Origin of the sequence: Desulfocapsa sulfexigens DSM 10523 (genome assembly GCF_000341395.1) — a bacterium.
In the GTDB taxonomy this organism is placed as follows: Bacteria; Desulfobacterota; Desulfobulbia; order Desulfobulbales; family Desulfocapsaceae; genus Desulfocapsa; species Desulfocapsa sulfexigens.
Window position 1 is genome coordinate 1,582,340 of record NC_020304.1, and the last position, 19,436, is coordinate 1,601,775.

General features: G+C 44.2%; 14 protein-coding genes. All 14 read left to right on the forward strand.

Going from position 1 to position 19,436, the window contains the following annotated elements; all coding sequences use genetic code 11:
• Nucleotides 1-95: 95 nt before the first annotated feature.
• The 14 genes from UWK_RS06945 (at nt 96) to UWK_RS07015 (ending at nt 19,421) form a co-directional block, all read left to right on the forward strand.
• Nucleotides 96-2,447 carry a PAS domain-containing protein gene (locus tag UWK_RS06945; RefSeq protein WP_015403646.1) on the forward strand — a complete coding sequence of 784 codons (2,352 nt, stop codon included), beginning with the start codon at nt 96-98 and terminating at the stop codon, nt 2,445-2,447.
• A gap of 290 nt (nt 2,448-2,737) precedes the next feature.
• On the forward strand, nt 2,738-4,183 hold the full coding sequence (locus UWK_RS06950; protein ID WP_228130044.1) for a methyl-accepting chemotaxis protein: 1,446 nt from the start codon (nt 2,738-2,740) through the stop codon (nt 4,181-4,183).
• A gap of 408 nt (nt 4,184-4,591) precedes the next feature.
• A complete protein-coding gene (locus UWK_RS06955; protein WP_015403648.1) occupies nt 4,592-5,071 on the forward strand; it encodes a methyl-accepting chemotaxis protein in 480 nt (159 codons plus the stop codon).
• A 113-nt stretch (nt 5,072-5,184) separates the two neighbouring features.
• Nucleotides 5,185-5,604: a bacteriohemerythrin gene (locus UWK_RS06960; RefSeq protein ID WP_153304848.1), complete on the forward strand. Its 420-nt coding sequence runs from the start codon at nt 5,185-5,187 to the stop codon at nt 5,602-5,604.
• Nucleotides 5,605-5,706: 102 nt separating this feature from the next.
• Nucleotides 5,707-8,967, forward strand: coding sequence for an EAL domain-containing protein (locus UWK_RS18340; RefSeq protein ID WP_015403650.1), 3,261 nt, complete (start codon nt 5,707-5,709; stop codon nt 8,965-8,967).
• A gap of 148 nt (nt 8,968-9,115) precedes the next feature.
• Entirely contained in the window at nt 9,116-10,519 is a 1,404-nt protein-coding gene (locus UWK_RS06970) for a nickel/cobalt transporter (protein WP_052326971.1), read from the forward strand.
• Between the two features lie 293 nt (nt 10,520-10,812).
• On the forward strand, nt 10,813-11,139 hold the full coding sequence (locus UWK_RS20140) for a 2Fe-2S iron-sulfur cluster-binding protein (protein ID WP_407637479.1): 327 nt from the start codon (nt 10,813-10,815) through the stop codon (nt 11,137-11,139).
• 502 nt (nt 11,140-11,641) lie between these two features.
• On the forward strand, nt 11,642-12,649 hold the full coding sequence (locus UWK_RS06985; protein ID WP_015403653.1) for a GTP pyrophosphokinase: 1,008 nt from the start codon (nt 11,642-11,644) through the stop codon (nt 12,647-12,649).
• Between the two features lie 231 nt (nt 12,650-12,880).
• The gene (locus tag UWK_RS06990; protein WP_015403654.1) at nt 12,881-13,819 is read left to right on the forward strand and encodes an HlyD family secretion protein; all 939 of its coding nucleotides are present in this window, start codon (nt 12,881-12,883) and stop codon (nt 13,817-13,819) included.
• A complete protein-coding gene (locus UWK_RS06995) occupies nt 13,816-14,742 on the forward strand; it encodes an ABC transporter ATP-binding protein (protein WP_015403655.1) in 927 nt (308 codons plus the stop codon). Before UWK_RS06990 ends, UWK_RS06995 begins: the two co-directional genes overlap by 4 nt.
• On the forward strand, nt 14,739-15,884 hold the full coding sequence (locus tag UWK_RS07000; protein WP_015403656.1) for an ABC transporter permease: 1,146 nt from the start codon (nt 14,739-14,741) through the stop codon (nt 15,882-15,884). The genes UWK_RS06995 and UWK_RS07000 overlap by 4 nt, the downstream gene beginning before the upstream one ends.
• 246 nt (nt 15,885-16,130) lie before the next feature.
• Nucleotides 16,131-17,915, forward strand: coding sequence for an aldehyde ferredoxin oxidoreductase family protein (locus UWK_RS07005; protein ID WP_015403657.1), 1,785 nt, complete (start codon nt 16,131-16,133; stop codon nt 17,913-17,915).
• The gene (locus tag UWK_RS07010) at nt 17,900-19,063 is read left to right on the forward strand and encodes a class II aldolase/adducin family protein (protein WP_015403658.1); all 1,164 of its coding nucleotides are present in this window, start codon (nt 17,900-17,902) and stop codon (nt 19,061-19,063) included. The genes UWK_RS07005 and UWK_RS07010 overlap by 16 nt, the downstream gene beginning before the upstream one ends.
• A 49-nt stretch (nt 19,064-19,112) precedes the next feature.
• Complete coding sequence (locus UWK_RS07015) at nt 19,113-19,421, forward strand: hypothetical protein (protein WP_015403659.1); 309 nt, start codon at nt 19,113-19,115, stop codon at nt 19,419-19,421.
• Nucleotides 19,422-19,436: the final 15 nt, after the last annotated feature.

Below are 19,436 nucleotides of genomic sequence, written 5' to 3' on the forward strand. Positions count from 1 at the left end.
TTTTACAATAACTCATACAATGAGTTTGCCATGATTTGGTGTGATTAGGAAGGCTATGAATTTTTCATATTTAATTATTTCGGGAGATGATTTGTATGCCGGCCCCTCCATCCTGTGATGCACTATTACAAAAAATAGCTGGCCTGGAGGCTCAGAATCGCACACTTTCTCTCTTTAAGGCCTCCTTACATGCTGCAAGAGAAAGCATGGCACTGCTGAATATTGAAGGTAAGTTTGTTGCGGTCAATGAATCTTTTGCTGCTGGCTTGGGATACAGCCGGGAAGAGCTGCTGGGAATGGAGGCAGTAAAACTAAAGCCGAAGAGACTTCAAGCTGAATTCAAACAAGGTTTTGCCCTCATAAAAGAGCAGGGACATTTTTCTCTGGCGACAACTTATCTTCAAAAGGATGGTACGCCCATTGCTTGCGAAATGTCTGCCACCTTAGTGCAATTCGGTAAAGAATCTGTGATCCATGTAGTTGTCAAGGATGCCACAAAAAGGAACGGAAGGGAATGTCTCCAGCGCCGCTTTGAGAACATTCTTTCATTATCTAAAGATCTCATAGCCTATGTTGATACTGATTATATCTATCAGTTTGTTAATGAACATTTTTGTCAGAGTCAGGGCAAGCAGCAGGATCAAATTATCGGAAGCTCTATCGCCGAGATAGTTGGGGAGGAACCATTTTTACAAATCATTCAACCACAAATTGATCACTGTTTGGGTGGTAATATTGTTCGTTATCAGGATTGGATTACATGTAAATCTTCAGGAAGGCGTTTTAAGGCTGTTACGTATTACCCGGACCGGACTGTCCATGGACACATCCAAGGTGTCTTTGCTATTATCCACGATTTGACGGATTCTAAACTTGTCCAGGAAGTAAAAGACGCCGAACAGGCCTTGTTGTCACATGTTCTAGACAGCATAGGAGGTGGCGTATATCTGGTCAGCAGGGATCATGCCATCCTGTATAGTAATTCACATCTGGAAAAAACGCGTGGCCCCGTCAATAACCGAAATTGCTATGAATATATATTTAACCGTAAAGCCCCCTGCCCCTGGTGCAAAAATTCTCTTCTTTTTTCCAACGAAGAACCAATACACTGGTTACACCAAGATAACAAAACTGATCGAGTGTACGATGTTTTTGAGTCCATGGTTGAACTTCCAAAGGGCGGTAAGGCTAAAATTACTTTTTTTCACGACGTCAGTACGAGTAAAAGAGCGCAGGAAGAACTGCTTTCACACAACATGCTCTTATCTGCTCTTGTCGAGAACACAACCTCAATAATTTATGTCAAAGATCTAGAGGGCAGGTATCTGTTTGCCAATAAACGCTTCGAAGAGCTCTTTAACTCTTTTGGCTCAATAGCAGGAAAAACGGATTTTGATTGTTTTCCCAAAAAAGACGCAGAACAATTTTTGGAAAACGATAAGGAAGTAGTTGCTACTGGAGAGGTGTGCTCTTTTGAAGAAACATTATTTTATGAGGGTGTCGAGCGCACATATATTTCAGTTAAATTCCCCATCGTTGATAGTGAAGGTGTTTGCTATGCAGTTGGAGGAATTACTACTGATATTACCATTCAAAAATCGATTGAACAGGTATTGGCAGATAAAAACGAACAGCTACTCAGTCTGATTAACGCAACGCCCGATAGTATTTGTTTCAAGGATGGAAAAGGACGATGGCTGCTGGCCAACGAGGCAAACCTCAAGTTATTCGAACTGATAGATGTCAATTATGTGGGAAAAACCGATGCTCAGTTAAGCCGGTACAGCGATTTTTACCGTGATGCCTTTTTAACATGCCAGGATACAGATGAGCTTGCCTGGAAACAAAAAGTATTGTTACACGGCATAGAAAAAATACCAATGTCGGACGGTAGAGTGAAAATATTTGATGTTATAAAGGTACCACTCTTTCATCAGGACGGTTCACGTAAAGGGCTGCTGGTAATTGGTCGTGATATCAGCGAACTTATTGACTCTATAGAAGAAATCCGGGTAAAAAGCAAAGAAGTCCAGGAGGCCAATATTGCACTCCGTGTCCTTGTGGATCAGCAAAAAAATATTGTTGAACAGACAGGACAAAACTTGTTGGCAAATCTCAGACATACGGTGTTGCCGTACGTGGAGCTTCTCAGCCGAACAGACCTGGATGATATCAGCCGGGAATATTTGCAATTAATAACTGTTCATCTCCAGGAAATCACGAATTCTTTCGTAAAAACACTCGGTGACCCCAGTATCGGCCTCAGTCCAAAAGAGTTGTTGGTTGCAGACCTTGTAAAACAAGGGAAAAGCTCTGCTGATATCAGCAGGTTGCTTGGACTGACCCAGCGAACTGTTGAAGTGTATCGAAATATTATTAGGAAAAAGTTAAGAATCAGCGGAAAAAAAATTAACCTTCAGAGGTATTTAAATGAAAAATTCTCTTAAGAAATTTGTCGGTGACGGTTCTAATATAACGTAAAGATATTGTTTTTTTCCTCCCTCCCTCCCCCCCACACACAAAACCTCAACATATACCCCTGCATTTTTGCTGTATTGTACCTGTGTTGACAGCCATCTTAGTTTTCATCTAGAATGATAGTTAATATTATCAATTGTCAGTATTAATTGACAGTGTGAATATTTAAACCCAACGACTGCTGGGAAAATGTTCAATTGCCCGAAAGAATACGATGCAAACTGTCATTTCTATTGGTCCTTTTTTTACGGAGAAAATAGTGCAGGAAACATTAATTGGCTTCGGTCTTATTGGATTTGTTTTTGGGCTTGTTTCTTTTTTCAATTCACGCCGCATGGTAACGCAGGTGAGGACTGTGACCCAAAACACTAAGGCTCTCGCAAAGGGAAATTTAACTCAGGATAGCTTACAGGCTAACCAGGGAAAACATTCACCTCTTAAAATAGCCTTCACTGAACTCTGTGGAAGCTGGGGGCAAACGTTTCGCAATGTGCAGGGCAATATATCCACTTTAGGTGCGACTTCTGGAGTAATGAGTAGCGCATCCGATGAATTAACCGACAGTACCAAAGAATTGTATGAACTCACAGACAGCGTCGCTGTGGCTGCTGAAGAAATGAGTTCCAATATGAATGCTGTTGCTGCTTCAATGGAGCAATCAAATACGAATGTTTCCATGGTTGCAGCAGCAACTGAAGAAATGACTTCAACGATAAACGAAATTGCTGATAACTCGGGCAGGGCACGTTCGATCACCCAAGAGGCTGTTATAGAGGCGGAGAAGGCATCGTTGAGTGTTGGACAACTCAGTCAAGCTAGCCAGGAAATAAACAAGGTCACAACTGCAATAGAGGAAATTTCCAAACAGACCAATTTGCTCGCCCTCAACGCAACCATTGAAGCAGCACGGGCAGGTGAAGCAGGTAAGGGCTTTGCAGTGGTCGCCAACGAAATAAAAGATCTCGCTAAACAGACCCATGAATCAACGCAGGACATCAAAAAACAGATTGACGGGATACAGCAAACGACAATGGAGGCAGTGAGGCGTATCAGCACGATTTCGCAAACGATTATATCTGTGAGCGATTTAGTGCAAACAATTGCGATATCTGTTGAACAGCAGGCAACTGCAAGTGTTGAAATTTCAACTAATATTTCTCAGGCGTCCATAGGTATGCAGGAGATCAGTGAAAACATTTCTCAAGCCTCGGTGGTTAATCAACAAGTAACAAAAGATATCGTTACTGTAAAAGACACCACTGATCAGATTACCAATCGCTGCCTGGAGGTGAAGGCATATGCGCATGAGCTCAATGAGTTGTCTCACACAATGAGTGACTCTGTCGGCCATATTGATATTGGCCCACCGCTTTTTGATATCGGTCTCATAAAAACAGCCCACCTCAACTGGAAGATTCAGCTTGAAGCAGTTCTGGAGGGACGGAAAACTATGCATGTCGACCAGGTAAGCGATCACCATAACTGCGCATTAGGGCAATGGTATGATACAATTCAGGGGGAATTTACTACAAGCCCACTTTTCAAAAAGATTGAATCCCCTCACAAAGCGGTACATGCCACTGCCAAGGAAATCGTCAGTCTTTACAACCAGAAAAAAACAAAAGCAGCCCAGGCAAAACTGGAGAATTTTGAAGCAGCCAGGAAAGAGCTTTTCAGATTACTTGATGAACTGTATCTCTCTTGATAGGATTCATTAATAATGGGTATGGAGTCATGAACATCAAACACAAAGAACTGGTGGCGTAGGCGTTAGCACATATAGCAAAGATATCATCCTCCCAAGGAGCTTTGTGATTTTATTGAAACAGCTGAAACTTATTTGTTCGTCAAACCTGAACTATGGTGTATGAATGAATTGTGCGTATCTCTACAAACTCAACGATGATGATGTTTCGCTATGTTATTGTGAGCTCAGGAGAAAACTATTCGAGTGATATGATTTTTAGATCTTTTGGCCCACCATTATCTCGATAACGGTTTCCTCTCGAGTTTACATCCTAAGCCAGACATACTGTCGGTCAGTGTGTTGTAGACATGGCGATGGTTTTGCAATATTCGATAACTTTTTTCTCAATCAGTAAGTTGTGCGGGCTTGGATGCCACCATTGAGGCTGCCAGGGCTGGAGAGGCCGGAAAGGGTTTTTCGGTGGTAGCCAATGAAATCAAAGAACTGGCCAAGCAGACAGCGGCTGCAACCGGTGAGATTTCCGCAAAGGTTCATTCGATCCAGGGTTCCACCAATCCCACGGTTAAACAGATCCAGCAGATTACTCAGGTCATTGGGGAGGTTAGTGCAGTTGTCGCTTCCATTGTTACTGCTGTTGAGGAAAAATCAACAACAACCACAGAGATAGCGGAGAGTATCAGTCAAGCCTCGATTGGTATCCAGGAAGTGACTGAAAATGTTGCTCAGGTATCAATTATTGCTGGTGATGTGGCCCAGGATATCGCCGAAGTCAACCAGGCATCCGAATCCATCTCTCAAGGGAGTAGTGATGTAAAGGTAAAATCTGGAGAACTTAGTTCTCTTGCAACACAACTGCAAGGACTGGTCAGCCGCTTTTGCTTGTGATTGAAAGAGATCAGCTGAAGGACTTAGTCCCGCACGGATATGCGGAGGAGGATGAGAGAAAACTGGATACTCGTGATGTTAATTACAAACAACGCAAAAAAGGATTGGTTACAATGAGTCAGATAAAATGGAGCGATTCAATGAGTGTCAACAATGCTGTACTTGATGCCCAGCATAAAGAATGGATCGCAATTTATAATAGAATGGACAACATCCTCCTTCATGGAGAGCTTGGTCAACTGGACAATGCTGTTATTGATGCTTTTAAGGCGATGCAGGAATATGCCAGTTATCACTTCCGGCAGGAAGAAGAGTATATGGAAGAGATTGGTTACCCTGACCGGGTGATGCACAAGAGGATGCATACAGATTTTGACGATCAGCTCTATAATTATAGCAAAGAGATTCGGAGGGGGGATTTGGTTTTAGGCACCGAGGTGATGAGCATCCTCAAAAACTGGCTGTTGAACCATATTATGCGTGAAGACCAGCAATATTGTGTCTTTTTGACTCAGAAGGAAGCCGATGCTTAAAGATTTATGTTCTTTACAAAGTGATTCTTTAATTTTCTCGTTACCCCTTTCTAACATAAAACTTCATGACATTTTTACTTGCCGATCAAAAATAAGCAAATCATGGCTGAGAGCACCCCGATACAGAAGTGTAAAGAGAAAAAAATCCCGGAAAGAAGCCTGCGTCTTCTTATGGGCAGGCTCAAGATCGATCAAAATCGATACGGGATCAAAAAGAAATTAATTTTCGTTATCTGCCTGTTCCTGACGGTCCTGCTTGGGCTGATTGCTCTTTTTACCTCTTATTATTTCAGGCAGGCCACCCGTACCCTGCTCCTGGAGCAGCAAACTCTTCTTGTGTCAACCATGGCTCACGAATTGGATGAGTATATTACCTCAACTCAGGATGTGCTGGTACAGTTCTCAAAGAAATTCTCCCCGACTGTTTTTGCAGACCCTCAGGCTGATAGGAATTTTTTGGAGAATCATGACTTACAAAAAAAGCTTTTTTCATACGGTTTGTTTCTGCTTGATGACCAGGGAACCCCCGTTTTTTTCAATGGTAAGATATCTTATGTGGCGGGGCCTGAATTTTTCAGCGACATTTTCAGCGCAACCCGTAAAAGTAATAAACCGTGCATCTTTATGCCAAAACTGTGCCCTGTAACTCAGCATCCCATCGTCATAATGACCGCTCTTTTCTACGATAAGAACGGAAAGGTCAAAGGAGTGGTGGGCGGTGTGATAGATCTGCTGGGCGAGCAGAATGTTTTTAGCAATCTGTTAACTATGAAAATTGGAAAAACGGGTTATCCTTACCTGTTTGCGCCGGATCGAACCATGATCCTGCATCCTGTTGCATCCCGCATCATGAAAAAAGATGTTGAACCTGGGAAAAACATACTGTTTGACCGGGCTCTTACCGGGTTTGAGGGAGCGGGGGAAACCGTGAACTCCAGAGGACTGCATACATTCGTCGCCTTCAAACATCTCGAGAGTACCGGCTGGATATTGGCGATCAATTATCCCGTTGCCGATGCTTTCTCATCTATCCGGTCGTATTTTGTTTATTTCCTTGTGGGAATGATCACGATTTTGCTCTTGAGCACCCTGCTGGCCCTTAGAATTGCTGATAAAATTATCAAGCCGCTACTTGAACTCACGGCTCAAGCAGAGAAGATCAGTCGTATCACACAACACAGTACACTTACCACAGATTTAACTCTTTTTCAGCAGTACAGCGGTGAAATAGGCACGCTGGCAACAGCTTTCAATACAATGTTGCAGCAGTTACAGCAGCGAATGTCCGAGTTTGAGCTAAATCTGCAGGTGGTTTTTGATCACACGGATAAAGGTATTATCATTCATGACCAAGAGGGCAGGATCCTGGCAGCGAACCTTCCAGCCCAACATCTCTTTGACTGTGACGAGTCTACGATGTCTTCTCTGACAGTGCTGGATCTGTCTGCTGAAAGCGTTGACAAACATGCTGCTTTATCTCAGATAATACAACGAATTCAGGACGGAGAAACCCTTATTCTCCCCTGGCGTTGCCAAAGATTGGCCGATAGAAGTAAATTTGATGCCGAAATATATTATACTCCTATCATCTGGAATAATGAGCCCGTTTTAATGGGGATGATTGAGGACATAACCGAGAAAAAGGAACAAAATGCCCTGATCCATCGTCTTTCTACTGCTCTTGAGCAGAGTGCCAATGTCATCGTTATTACTGACAGAGATGGTGTAATTGAATATGTCAATCCCAGTATGGAGGAGATAACTGGTTACAGTGTTGCTGAGGTCATTGGTAAAACACCACGAATACTCAAGTCAGGGACACACCCACCTGAATTCTATGAGGAACTTTGGGCAACAATTAAAGCCGGAAAATCCTGGCGAGGCGAGATCTGCAACAAACATAAAGACGGCCATTTCATCTGGGAGAGTACTGTCATTACCCCTATTATTGAAAATCAAAAAATCACTCACTTTGTAGCGATAAAAGAAGATATAAGCCAGCGCAAGATTCATGAACAGGAACTCTATCGTCAAGCTAATTATGACAAACTGACCGGGCTTCCCAATCGTAATCTTCTCAATACATATTTTAATGATATCATGGCTGATTTCACGACGGGCTCCGAGAAACTTGTCCTTATGCTGATGGATCTGGATGATTTTAAAACTGTTAATGATTCACTGGGGCACTCCGTTGGCGACTCCCTCCTGCAAGCTGTAGGCGAGCGGTTAAAAGACTGTATATACCAAGAGGATATGCTTGTCAGAATGGGGGGAGATGAATTTGTCATAGTTCCACGGCATATATGTACCAATGACCATATAGAGGCCATGGCGTCCCATGTTCTGGATAGTTTTATTGCACCGTTTGATCTCCAGGAGCAGGAAGTATTTATCACGGCCAGTATAGGGATAGCTGTATTTCCCGAGGATGGGGAAACATTGGAGGAACTCTTGCGCAATGTTGATTCCGCCATGTATCAGTCCAAAAACAAGGGACGCAATACTGTGGAGCGCTACAGTGGGCGGTTAAGCGAGGCTTTAAACGAAAAGCTGCGCTTAACAGCTATGCTGCGACGTGCCCTGGAACAGAAGGAATACCTTCTGTACTACCAGCCACAGCAGGAGCTGGCAACGGGCAAGGTAGAGTGTTTTGAAGCATTATTACGTTGGCAGCCACAAAGTGAGGCGATGATTTTTCCCGATAAATTTATTCCTATTCTTGAAGAAACGGGCATGATCGTGTCTGTGGGAGAATGGGTGCTACGGGAGGTGTGTTTCCAGGTGACGTGTTGGCAAACAAAAGGTATTGCCATTCAACATGCCTCGGTGAATGTTTCACTCAGACAGTTTCAGCGGCCTGATATCGTAAAAGAGTTGCTCTCTATTGTCACTGAGAGCGGCGTTGATCCTTCTATTATCTGTCTTGAGCTTACAGAGAGCATAATGATGGATAATTTCAGAGAAAACCTGCATAAATTGCAAGCATTACGAACGGCTGGGTTTTCTGTTTCTATTGACGATTTTGGCACAGGTTACTCGTCTTTAAATTATCTGCGGCGCATGCAGATTCAGGAGTTGAAGATTGACCGTTCATTTATCAATGCGTTATCAGAAGACACAACTCTGGTAAACGCCATCCTCGGTATGGCCCGAGGTCTTGGGTTGAGGATTGTGGCGGAAGGTGTGGAAACCGAGGAACAGAAAAGTTTTCTAAGAGCTCATAACTGCGAATTCATGCAAGGATACCTGCTGAGTCGTCCACTTCCGGCTGAACAATTTGAGGCCTTTATCCTTTCCCTTGGGGCTGCGACAACCGACAACCCGCAACAACTTAAAAAAAACGTTAAAATTAGCAGATGAGCGCATGTACCAAGATAAGGCGTCACGAAAAGCAGGCAAAATGGTGTTATGAGTCGGCCAAGGCTTTTACCAAAGGAAAATACATCCTGTGCCTTCTCCAGTCCACGACCTTTGGTGAATCGGGAAAAATGTCTTTGTAAGAATTTGGATGATGGCTGGTAAAACGAACATAGCGTTTTCGGTGCTCTTCTTTGTTGTCCTTTTTGGGGGCACCGAGGCTGTCCAGCAGGTTGAAGCCCATCCTTTGGGCGGAGTGCTACAAAAAACCGTGCTCTCTGATCTCACTAACGCCGTTCTGATAGAATACAACACCCATATTGGATCGGAAGTGGTATTGACTTTGCATCCAGACAAAAATTTTGACGGGGCCCTGGACGAGAAAGAAACGGCTCAATTCCTCGATCGTGTCAATTATCTTCTTCTTGGAAATATTACCTGTCGGGTGGGAAAGAGAGAACTTGCGCTCCAGGAGATGAACAGACAGCTAACCCTCGAAGATCCTGCAGATTTTAAAAACGGTCTGAACGTTCAATTTACCTGGCGTGTTTCGTTGATGGAAGACGGCAAGTTACCCAAGGGCCTTTTCAGCATTAAAGACAACAACTTCAGGGCGGGCGAGTTGAACCGACTCAATTACTTTGTGACTGTCCTGGGTGATAGCGGCCAAACGACCCTTGCCGATGAGGGACGGGAACTGATCTGGGACCTGGCTGCCCTAAGACTGGTATCTCAGGACTCGTACCTTCCCCCCCCTTCTTTTCAGGCTGTCGGAGTAACAACCGGAACGACGAACAATGAAGGAGAAACCGGCAAGGAAACAGACGCTCTCAAGGCTCTATTTCCTGCCTCGAATGGAAGCTACGGTCTCTACCTGCTTGGGCTGTTTTCCGCCTTTATTCTAGGATCTTTTCATGCTTTGAGTCCTGGCCATGGCAAATCCATGGTAGCGGCATATCTTTTGGGTTCGCAGGGCCGAATCATCGATGCCATAAACTTGGGTCTTGTTGTAACGGCGACACACGTCTTCTCCGTTATTGTTCTCGGCTTACTTGCTCTGACCTTGTCACGCTATACGTTGTCGCAAAACTTTTTCCCCTGGCTCGGAGTTGCCTCAGGGGCTCTTGTCTTTCTGACCGGGTATTTTATATTGGCAAGGATGGCATTTGCCACAAGTCACCATCACGAGCACCATCACGATAATCCTATTGAAAAAACTTATGATCATTCGCTGAAAGAGGTCGTCTCCCTGGGAATTGCAGGCGGTCTTGCTCCCTGTCCCAGTGCCATCGTAGTTCTGTTGTTTGCTATTTCCGTCAATCGTATTGCAACGGGTCTTCTGATAATTCTGAGTTTCAGCCTGGGGCTTGCTGTCGTGCTTATTCTCATCGGTATATTGTCGGTTACTGCCTCCAGGCGTATTACAGGGTTTGGTTCCAATGTCGGCTGGATTAAGCGTCTTCCGGTCTTCAGTGCCGGTATCATCATGGTGCTTGGCGTTATTATCGGCTTGAATGCGTTGAGGCAAGCCGGTATCTTAACCTTAACCTTCTGAGCCATCGCCAAAAGGAACGGATTGATCCTGCCCCAATTTTGTAAAGTCATAATTAAGCAAACCAAGTCTTGCTGATGCCTCGTTCTTAAAATAAACATGATTGGTATAACTCGTGCGGGGGTACTTGGGATATTGCCGTATTCCTTTGTATTCAAAAGCGCAGCTGTCGCTATTGTTTTGTTATGTCGACATATTTTGTGATGTTTTATTTGTTTTTAATCGTTTTTATAGTTAATGTGATCCAAATCGAAAGCTCAGCTCATGTCAGCGTGAACCCCAGTCAGAAAGCTAAAATGGTCAAATCTTATACCGTAACCATACTTAATCATGATTTGAAGGTTTCCTGTCAACGAGGTTACAGCCTGTTGAACAATTTCCTGATAAATAATGCTCCTATCCATACAACCTGTGGTGGCCATGCTAACTGTGGATGTTGCCGGATAAGGATTTTGGAAGGAGAAAAAGGATTAACCCAGCCAAACGAACGAGAAGTGAAACGACTCGGTAAAGATCTTATCTCACAAGGTTGGAGACTTTCATGCCAAACACACAGTTTGCGTGATATTACAGTTCACATGCCAACAAGTAATGAGTTGGATCCAGAGTGTTCAAAAAAGTAGCGATCAAAAGAACTGAACATCAAAAGGGAATGAGCTGATCGCTCACCTCTCCCATCATCAACAGTATCACTATCAAGACCAGCCAAATTTTCAGTCTGAAAATCACCAAGAAAATCAACCTGCTCCTGTGTACCAGCATCAAGAAAACCAGCGTATATCTCAGTAGTTTTTTAATTAAGAATTGTAGCAGTCTTTTCTTTTCCCACCTTCTGCTGTCGATGACCAGTGATAAGCTTTCCAGTTTCACATAATCCTTAAACGCAACCTGTCTACTGTTGCTCTTAAATAGTTAAGATTGCAAAGGGCTTCCTTCTGATGTCTTTCTAAAAAGTCTGTCAAAGACATTTCAGGTATGCTTTAATGAACGGATAAACATTGTAGCAGAGAAGAAGCGCGAATAGTCTCGCATTCTGCCTCCCTGTTCACTTAAGCTTGTCAGAAATATTCAGTTTCGTGATAAGAATTTGTTGGATTTGAAAATCAATAATGGGAGCATCAACCAATGCCTTCTTTAGATTTTGAAAAAGAAAAACAAAGGTTTCTCAATTACGCTAGTGACAATATCGAATTGTTACGTAACGCTGAATCGTCATTTTCGACTCTAATTAAATCACTCCTGGCCACCTCTTCAGAACTCTCTGCATCAACCGTTACATCTCGCGTCAAAGGTCTCGAAGAATGCATCAGTAAATTTTCAAGAAAATACCAGTCAGAACTTGAAGAAGAAAAAAAAGAATATGAAATTAAAGATTATATAACTGATTTAATTGGCATAAGAATCATCTGTCTTTATGAAAAAAATATTCAAGAAATTGGAAAAATCCTGATGGATAATTTGTGTCTAATTGATTCAACAGACAAATCTCGACTACTGGAACAAACAGAAAATTCTTTTGGCTACAAAGGCTTACATCTAGATCTAAAGCTTGATTCAACAAGAGAAATTATGCCTGAGTACCGTATTTATAAAGACATAAATTTTGAGGTACAAATACGGACAATTATACAGGATGCCTGGAGCGTTCTTGATCATAAAATTAAATATAAGAAATCAATACCACATGTGCTAAAGCGCAGGATAAACAGTCTTGCAGCTCTTTTTGAGACAGCCGACAGAGAATTTTTCAGTATTCGTGAAGAAACAGAAAAACTTGAGAAGATTACCAAGGAAAAAATCAACACCAACGAAAATGAGACATTAAACGTTTTCCATTTTGAAAAGATTGCAGAACAGTATTTCCCTGAATTTCATTTTTCATCACGAAAAATTGATGCCCTCGTTGATGAAATATTGAATCACAAAAAAATTACGGAAGTGTATTTTAAGAAACTCATTAAACAAAATATAGAAACAGTACTTAACTACGAAGAGTTTCTTAAAGGCCAGCATCTTCTGACACCGTATACAATAATACGGCACACCCTATACTATGGGGATAAAAAGGCATTTACTCGTATACTTTATGAGTACCAAAGAAAGGCATTTGACAAATGGCTTGAAAACCAATGAAAAAAATCTAATCGAGGGGGCTCATGCCTCTTTATTGCAGATGGTACACTATAGTTATTGGACTGATTCGTAGCTGTGTGATGCGGTTTTGTAGATACAAAATTAGTCTCTCTTTTTCCTCCTAACTATCCTCTCAGTATGAGGCGTGACGAAAACTGTGGAGGGAGAAAGAACAGGTGGGTACTGTAATAGGTACTGCAACATTTCTCTTTTCAGATAAGGACTATAATCGTGCGTTATTTTCTCCTTCTCATTTTTATATCGCTTACGGCCTGTGACAGCCGTCCCCAAAATATCGCTCTGGGTACATTGGAGAGAGACCGTATTGCTCATACAGCCACAACTAATGAAATTGTGGTGGCATTGCCAGTTTTGCAGGGCAGTGAAGTGAAAAAAGGTACTCTCCTGGTAAAGCTGGATGACACCCTGCAACAGACGCAGGTCAGCAAGGCTGAAGCAGAGGTTGCTCAAGCTGAAGCGAATCTTGAAAAATTACGCAACGGCGCCCGACTGGAAGAAGTTGCGGCCGCAAGGGCTAAAGTTGAAGGGGCAAAAGCAGTGCTGGTTGAAAATGAAGCGAATTATGAACGTTCACTGAAACTGATAAAATACAGCGTAATCAGCCAGGCCACTCTGGAAAGTGCATTGGCATCGCGTGATTCCAGCCTTGCAAGTTTGCAGAGTGCTCAGGAGGAATTGCATGAGTTAACAAGTGGTACACGCGAGGAGGACTTGCGTGCAGCCGAGGCTCGTTTGGATGCCGTTATTGCAAGCTTGGCAGGTGAAAAGAAAAAGTTAGCTGACTTAAGCGTCAGGGCTACCCGGGATGGGCTCCTTGATGATCTTCCCTGGAATCTTGGAGAACGGGTAACTGCAGGTAGTCCTCTGGCAATAGTCCTTGCAGGTAAGGCTCCTTTTGCCCGAATTTATGTTCCCGAACCTTACCGCGTAAAAGTAAAAGTCGGAGACACCTTAGTTGTACATGTTGACGGTCTTGAAAAAACACTCAATGGCAAATTGCGCTGGATTGCAACTGAACCCGCCTTTACACCTTACTACGCGCTAAATCAGGAAGAACGTTCACGTCTGATGTATTTAGCGGAAGTACAATTACAAGACAGTGAAGCCTATCTACCTAATGGGGTGCCTGCACAAGTAGAGCTACCATGAGCGAATATGCAATAAAGGCTTCAAAGTTAAGTCGAAATTTTGGGAACCTGAAAGCAATAAAAGAGCTGGATCTCGAGGTTGAAAGAGGCCTGATTTATGGTTTTCTAGGTCCCAATGGCTGTGGTAAAACCACAGCCATTCGTTTGTTGACCGGCTTATTGAAACCCAGTTCTGGCGAAATTCAGGTTTTAGGATTGAAGCTTCCACAGGATGCAGAAAAACTCCGCCTCCATATTGGTTATATGACCCAGAAGTTCTCTCTCTATGATGACTTGACAGTAAAAGAAAATTTACAATTTGTCGCAAAAATATATAGTCTGTCTGGTAATTTACGAAAGAAACGCATAGATGAACTGTTGAATATCTATGGCCTGGATCAAAGAACAAATCAGCTGGCTGGAAGTATGAGTGGTGGGCAGAAGCAACGTCTTGGCCTGGCTGCTGCTACATTGCATAAACCTGAGTTATTGTTTTTAGATGAGCCCACTTCGGCTGTTGATCCTGAAAATCGTCGTGAGTTTTGGGAGCAGTTATTTGACTTGAGTGATCAAGGTATCAGTATACTGGTTTCGACTCATTATATGGATGAAGCTGAACGTTGTCATAAATTGGCGATATTAGAGGCGGGTAATAAGCGTGCAGATGGATCGCCAGATGAGTTAATGCGGCAGATGGGGGCACATGTCGTAGAAATAGCCTCATCAAACCTTAGGCAGCTAAAACAGGAATTGGTGATGTTGCCCGATGTGATTTCTGCTGCCCAGCTTGGAGCACAATTACGAGTTCTGGTCAAAAAAAGCATTCCAGATCCGGTGAAGTTTTTATCCCGACAAAAGAGTGTTAACCCGGAAGCAAATCTGTCCGTAGTCAGACCAAGCCTGGAAGATGTATTCGTTACCTGTACCGGCAGGGGGAGACAGTGAACGTTTTATTACGAATTTATGCCATCTTCAGCAAAGAACTCACTCAACTTAAGCGTGATAAGATGACCTTTGGTATGGTGATAATGATCCCGTTAATACAGTTGGTTTTATTTGGGTATGCCATTAACTCCAACATACGACATATACCTGCAGGCGTGGTGGATGACAGTAAAACCGGGTTAAGTAGAGTCTTGATTCAAACCATCAGTGCAACCCATGTGGTAAATTTTAAACAACATTATAGTAACGCTCAACAGGCAGAGGAAGCTATTGCACGTGCTGAGGTACGAGCTGTTCTGGTGATACCGAAGGATGTCAGTCAAAGATTAGTACGACATCAGGCCGTTGGTCTAGGATTGCCACCTTCGAGTGATGAAGAAACCAGTCGCCCGCTTGCACAGTGGGTGGTCGATGGGTCAGATACGACGATAGCTGCAGCTATAAAAAGCCTGCGAAATATGCCATTGGCTGAATTACTTAGCAAACCCGCAAACCGCAGTACGCCAACTTTTGAAGTGACTCTGTTATATAACCCCGAACAACGCAGTGCAGTGAGCATTGTTCCAGGCCTTGTAGCTGTTATTTTAACGATGACCATGATTATGTTTACTTCAGCGGCCATTGTACGTGAACGTGAACGGGGCAATTTAGAAATGCTGATAACAACCCCTGTTAGGCCCGTTGAATTAATGCTTGGGAAGATTATCCCCTATATGTTTATTGGCGCCCTGCAGGTTACGATTATTTTAACTCTTGGGAAAATTGTATTTGATGTGCCAATTAATGGAGGCCTTGGGCAGTTGGCAGGTGCTACCTTCCTGTTTATCGCCGCAAGCCTCACATTAGGATTAGTTATCTCAACAATAGCCAAAAACCAACTACAATCCACCCAAATGACGATATTTGTATTACTGCCATCAATACTTTTATCCGGTTTTGTGTTTCCCTACGAAGGTATGCCTGAATTGGCACAACATATTGCAGAAGCATTGCCTGCGACTCATTTTGTGCGCTTGATACGTGGTGTGGTTTTACGTGATGTGCAAGTAATTGATATGACTTTTGACGTCTCTTGGCTGGCATTGTTCACATTGGCGGGTTTGGCGGTAGCATCGTTACGATTTAAGAAGAACCTGGATTAGCATATTTAAAGCGATCCAATGATTCCATATTGCTCAATCATAACCCACAAGGTTCCCCGTCGTTATCCGGATTGAAAGACACCGCCTCCTTTTTTAAGGTTTCATGAAACCAGTATCCAAGGTCGCAAAGGCGAAAACGATTGCTGCAAAAAGAGCCTTTATTGTGTATCAGGAGGTAATATATTATGTTCATGGTGGAACGGAACTGAAGACTTACTACTATTGCTTACCTGAAAAATAAATATCGTGGCTACTTCTCTATACGGCTGGACTGGAAAAATCCTCCACATTGATCTCGATAATGGCTGTATTGACCTTATCCGGCCGGAATCTGGAATTTACCATACATACATAGGCGGTAAAGGGCTTGCAGGGTATTACCTGAGACCTCAGGTGACTCTGCCCTGGGATCATCCGCGTATGCCACTCCTTGTTTTTACCGGTCCCCTGGTTGGGACAGCTGCTCCGACCTCTGGTCGTTCAACAATCATGTCACGGTCGCCGCTTAGTGGAACAATCGGGGACACCTCCGTCGGTGGTCGCCTTGGCTTTCAGTTAAAACGGGCAGGGTGGGACGGGATTATTATTACCGGTCAGTCCGAGACGCCATGCGGGATTGAGATAGAAGATGACAAGGTTCAGATTGTTGGAGCGGCTGAACTTTGGGGAAAGGACACAGCAACCGTCTTCAATATCCTGGCAGCTGGTAGCCGATCGGTTGCCACCATCGGCCCGGCCGCAGAAAATGGAGTCTTCTTTTCAGCCTTGATGGTTGATAAACACCATGTTGCCGGACGATCAGGCATTGGACTTTCCTTTGCAGCCAAAAAACTCAAATATCTGTCGGTGCGGGGCAGTGGCAATGTAAGGATCCACGACAGAGAAAAACTGCATGTCGCTCGAGAGGAAATTCTCAGGCTCACGGCAGCCTCTCCTATTCTCATGGGGCAGCACGGGTTTTCCTGCTTTGGCACAGGATCCATTTATGACCTGATGGATTCACGGCGTATGATGCCAACGGATAACTTTCGGAAGACTCATTTTGGCCGGGCCTCCGAACTCAATGCCCATGCCTACAAAAAACAATATGACCCGGGCAAGCATGGTTGTATGGGCTGCCATATCCGCTGTAAAAAAATCGGTCGCAGTGAGAAGCACGCCGGTGCTTCCATGCCTGAGTTCGAAACCATGTCTCATTTCACCGCCCTCATCGAAAATACAGATATGGACCTTGTCATGCAGGCCAATGCACTTTGCAGCCGTTATGGTATGGATACAATTTCTGCTGCCGCAACACTTGCCTGTTACAAGGAGATGTCCGGCATTAGTGATCTGTCTGGCCAGCTTGTGCAATTGCTGGAAGAGATCGGCCTGGGATCTTCTGATCTTGGCAGACAGCTTGGTAAGGGGTCTCTCCATTATGCCTCAAGCCATAATCAGCAGACTGCTTCAATGAGTGTTAAGGGATTGGAACTGCCCGCCTATGATCCCAGGGGGGCATACGGAATGTCTCTGGCCTATGCCCTTGCTACCCGTGGAGGCTGTCATTTGCGGGCCTATCCGATCAGTCATGAAATTTTACGAAAACCTGTTGCCACGGACCGTTTCACCTTCAGCGGCAAGGCCAGGATAGTTAAGATTGCAGAGGATCAGAATGCCATTGTTGATTCGCTCACTGCCTGTAAATTTATCTTTTTAGGAGCTGGCCTTGAAGAGTATGCCGGGGCATTCAATGCTGTCACCGGAATGACTGTTACGGCTCAGGATCTGTTAAAGATTGGCGAGCGCATCTGTTACCATGAGCGCTTGATGAACAGTCTTAACGGATTTTGGGCCAAGGACGATGATCTTCCCGACAGATTTTTTGTAGAAGCTGGAACCAGCGGTAATGGCATAGAGATTAAGCCTCTTGAGCGGGAAGCATTTCTTGAGGCTCGCAGCCGCTACTACAGAATTCGCGGTCTTGACCAGGACGGCAGAGCAACACAAGAAAAAGCTGAAGAGCTGGGGCTTGTATGGAAAAACTCCTGAAAAAATATGCCCTGAAACTCATTGCTGCAGGGCTTGCGGAGAATCCTCTTATCTGCGGACTGGATGATGAGGTGGTCTGGAGTCGGGCCGACGACGATATCCAGGTCTTAGAGCAGGTCCTGGCTGGCATGAACATAAACTCTCTCATTTGCATTGAACCGGCAGACCCGTATTTGACGATTTTCCGGTTTCTATGCGATCGTTATCCAGAAACCATAACTCCAGAGGACTGTGAAACACGTACTTTTCTCCATGATGTGCCTGTGATCAGTAACTTTTCAGCTGCAGCTATCCTCACCCACCTGCGTAGACGCAAGTCCATTGTTGTTGCTTCCGGCAAGAGTATCCGCCTGATCACCTTTGGAGCTGTCAGCCCGGAGCAGGCCTTTGTCAGTCTCAGCTCCGTCTGTTTCAGCGCCTTTGTCCTCTTTTTTACAGACTACCTGGCCGACCGCAGGCAGGGTGTAGTCACGGAGGAACAGCAGCGAGCCTTTGACAGGGTGACTGCACAGCTCTCCCCGCCACACAGGACAACACCAGCGCTGGAGGCAGGGCCATTTCGCAGTGCAGAGCAGGTCCACCGGGCAATCATTGAGGCTGGTCGTTTTACGGTGGACTATGGACTGGTTGACTCATATTTTGGTAATATCTCCTATCGTCTTGACCAGACCATATATATCAGCCAGACTGGCTCATCCCTTGATGAGCTGGCTGGGTGTATAGACCCCTGTCCTCTGGATGACTCATCCTGTGCTGGGATAACCGCCTCCAGTGAACTGGTGGCCCATGAAGAGATCTACAGAAACACAGCTAATCGAGCCATCCTCCATGGCCATCCGAAGTTTGCGGTTATTCTATCCATGGATTGCAGTGATTTTGATTGTATCAACCGTGGTCGCTGCCATATTAAATGTTCGAAGGAACGCTTGATCGAAGATATTCCCATTGTTCCCGGTGAAGTTGGAACTGGCCCCACCGGTCTCTGCCACACCCTGCCTCCTGCCATTCAAGGCAGACGGGGTGTAATTGTATGGGGGCATGGCCTGTTTACAGTGGCAACTGTTGATTTTAATGAGGCATTCAAACAGCTTCTCGAAATTGAAAACATGTGTCGGGAAGAATATTTTGCCAGGGTCAGGCATTGTTGAAATTCCGTAGCTGTCCCGTTCTCTTATAAAAAGCATAAAGGAAGTTGCCATGGCTCTGGTTAATATTGAATCTGCAATAAAACAGGTATTGCAGATCGTTAAAAAACTGGATCCGCCACAGGGGTTGGAAATACTGACTTATAAGCGTAATCGCGGGATCACCATCATTAAAATCGATGAAGATACTCTATCCGTCCAGGAAAGAGGGTATGAGGAAAGTACCTTTCAAGTGACAATGGCTGATCTGGGAAAGCAGCTTAAATCCATTGCTAAAAGAGAGTTTCCGCGAAGTCGTAAAGTACGTGTCTATCAGTTGGATAGTCCCTACTGTCTAGGAATAAAACGCAAACAGATATAGCTGATCAGCTATAAA

Coding starts and splice junctions, on each gene's coding strand:
- UWK_RS07015 (WP_015403659.1), top strand. CDS start 19,113: ATGGCTCTGGTTAATATTGAATCTGCAATAAAACAGGTATTGCAGATC.
- UWK_RS07010 (WP_015403658.1), top strand. CDS start 17,900: ATGGAAAAACTCCTGAAAAAATATGCCCTGAAACTCATTGCTGCAGGG.
- UWK_RS06945 (WP_015403646.1), top strand. CDS start 96: ATGCCGGCCCCTCCATCCTGTGATGCACTATTACAAAAAATAGCTGGC.
- UWK_RS06995 (WP_015403655.1), top strand. CDS start 13,816: ATGAGCGAATATGCAATAAAGGCTTCAAAGTTAAGTCGAAATTTTGGG.
- UWK_RS06985 (WP_015403653.1), top strand. CDS start 11,642: ATGCCTTCTTTAGATTTTGAAAAAGAAAAACAAAGGTTTCTCAATTAC.
- UWK_RS06960 (WP_153304848.1), top strand. CDS start 5,185: ATGAGTCAGATAAAATGGAGCGATTCAATGAGTGTCAACAATGCTGTA.
- UWK_RS18340 (WP_015403650.1), top strand. CDS start 5,707: ATGGCTGAGAGCACCCCGATACAGAAGTGTAAAGAGAAAAAAATCCCG.
- UWK_RS06970 (WP_052326971.1), top strand. CDS start 9,116: ATGATGGCTGGTAAAACGAACATAGCGTTTTCGGTGCTCTTCTTTGTT.
- UWK_RS20140 (WP_407637479.1), top strand. CDS start 10,813: ATGGTCAAATCTTATACCGTAACCATACTTAATCATGATTTGAAGGTT.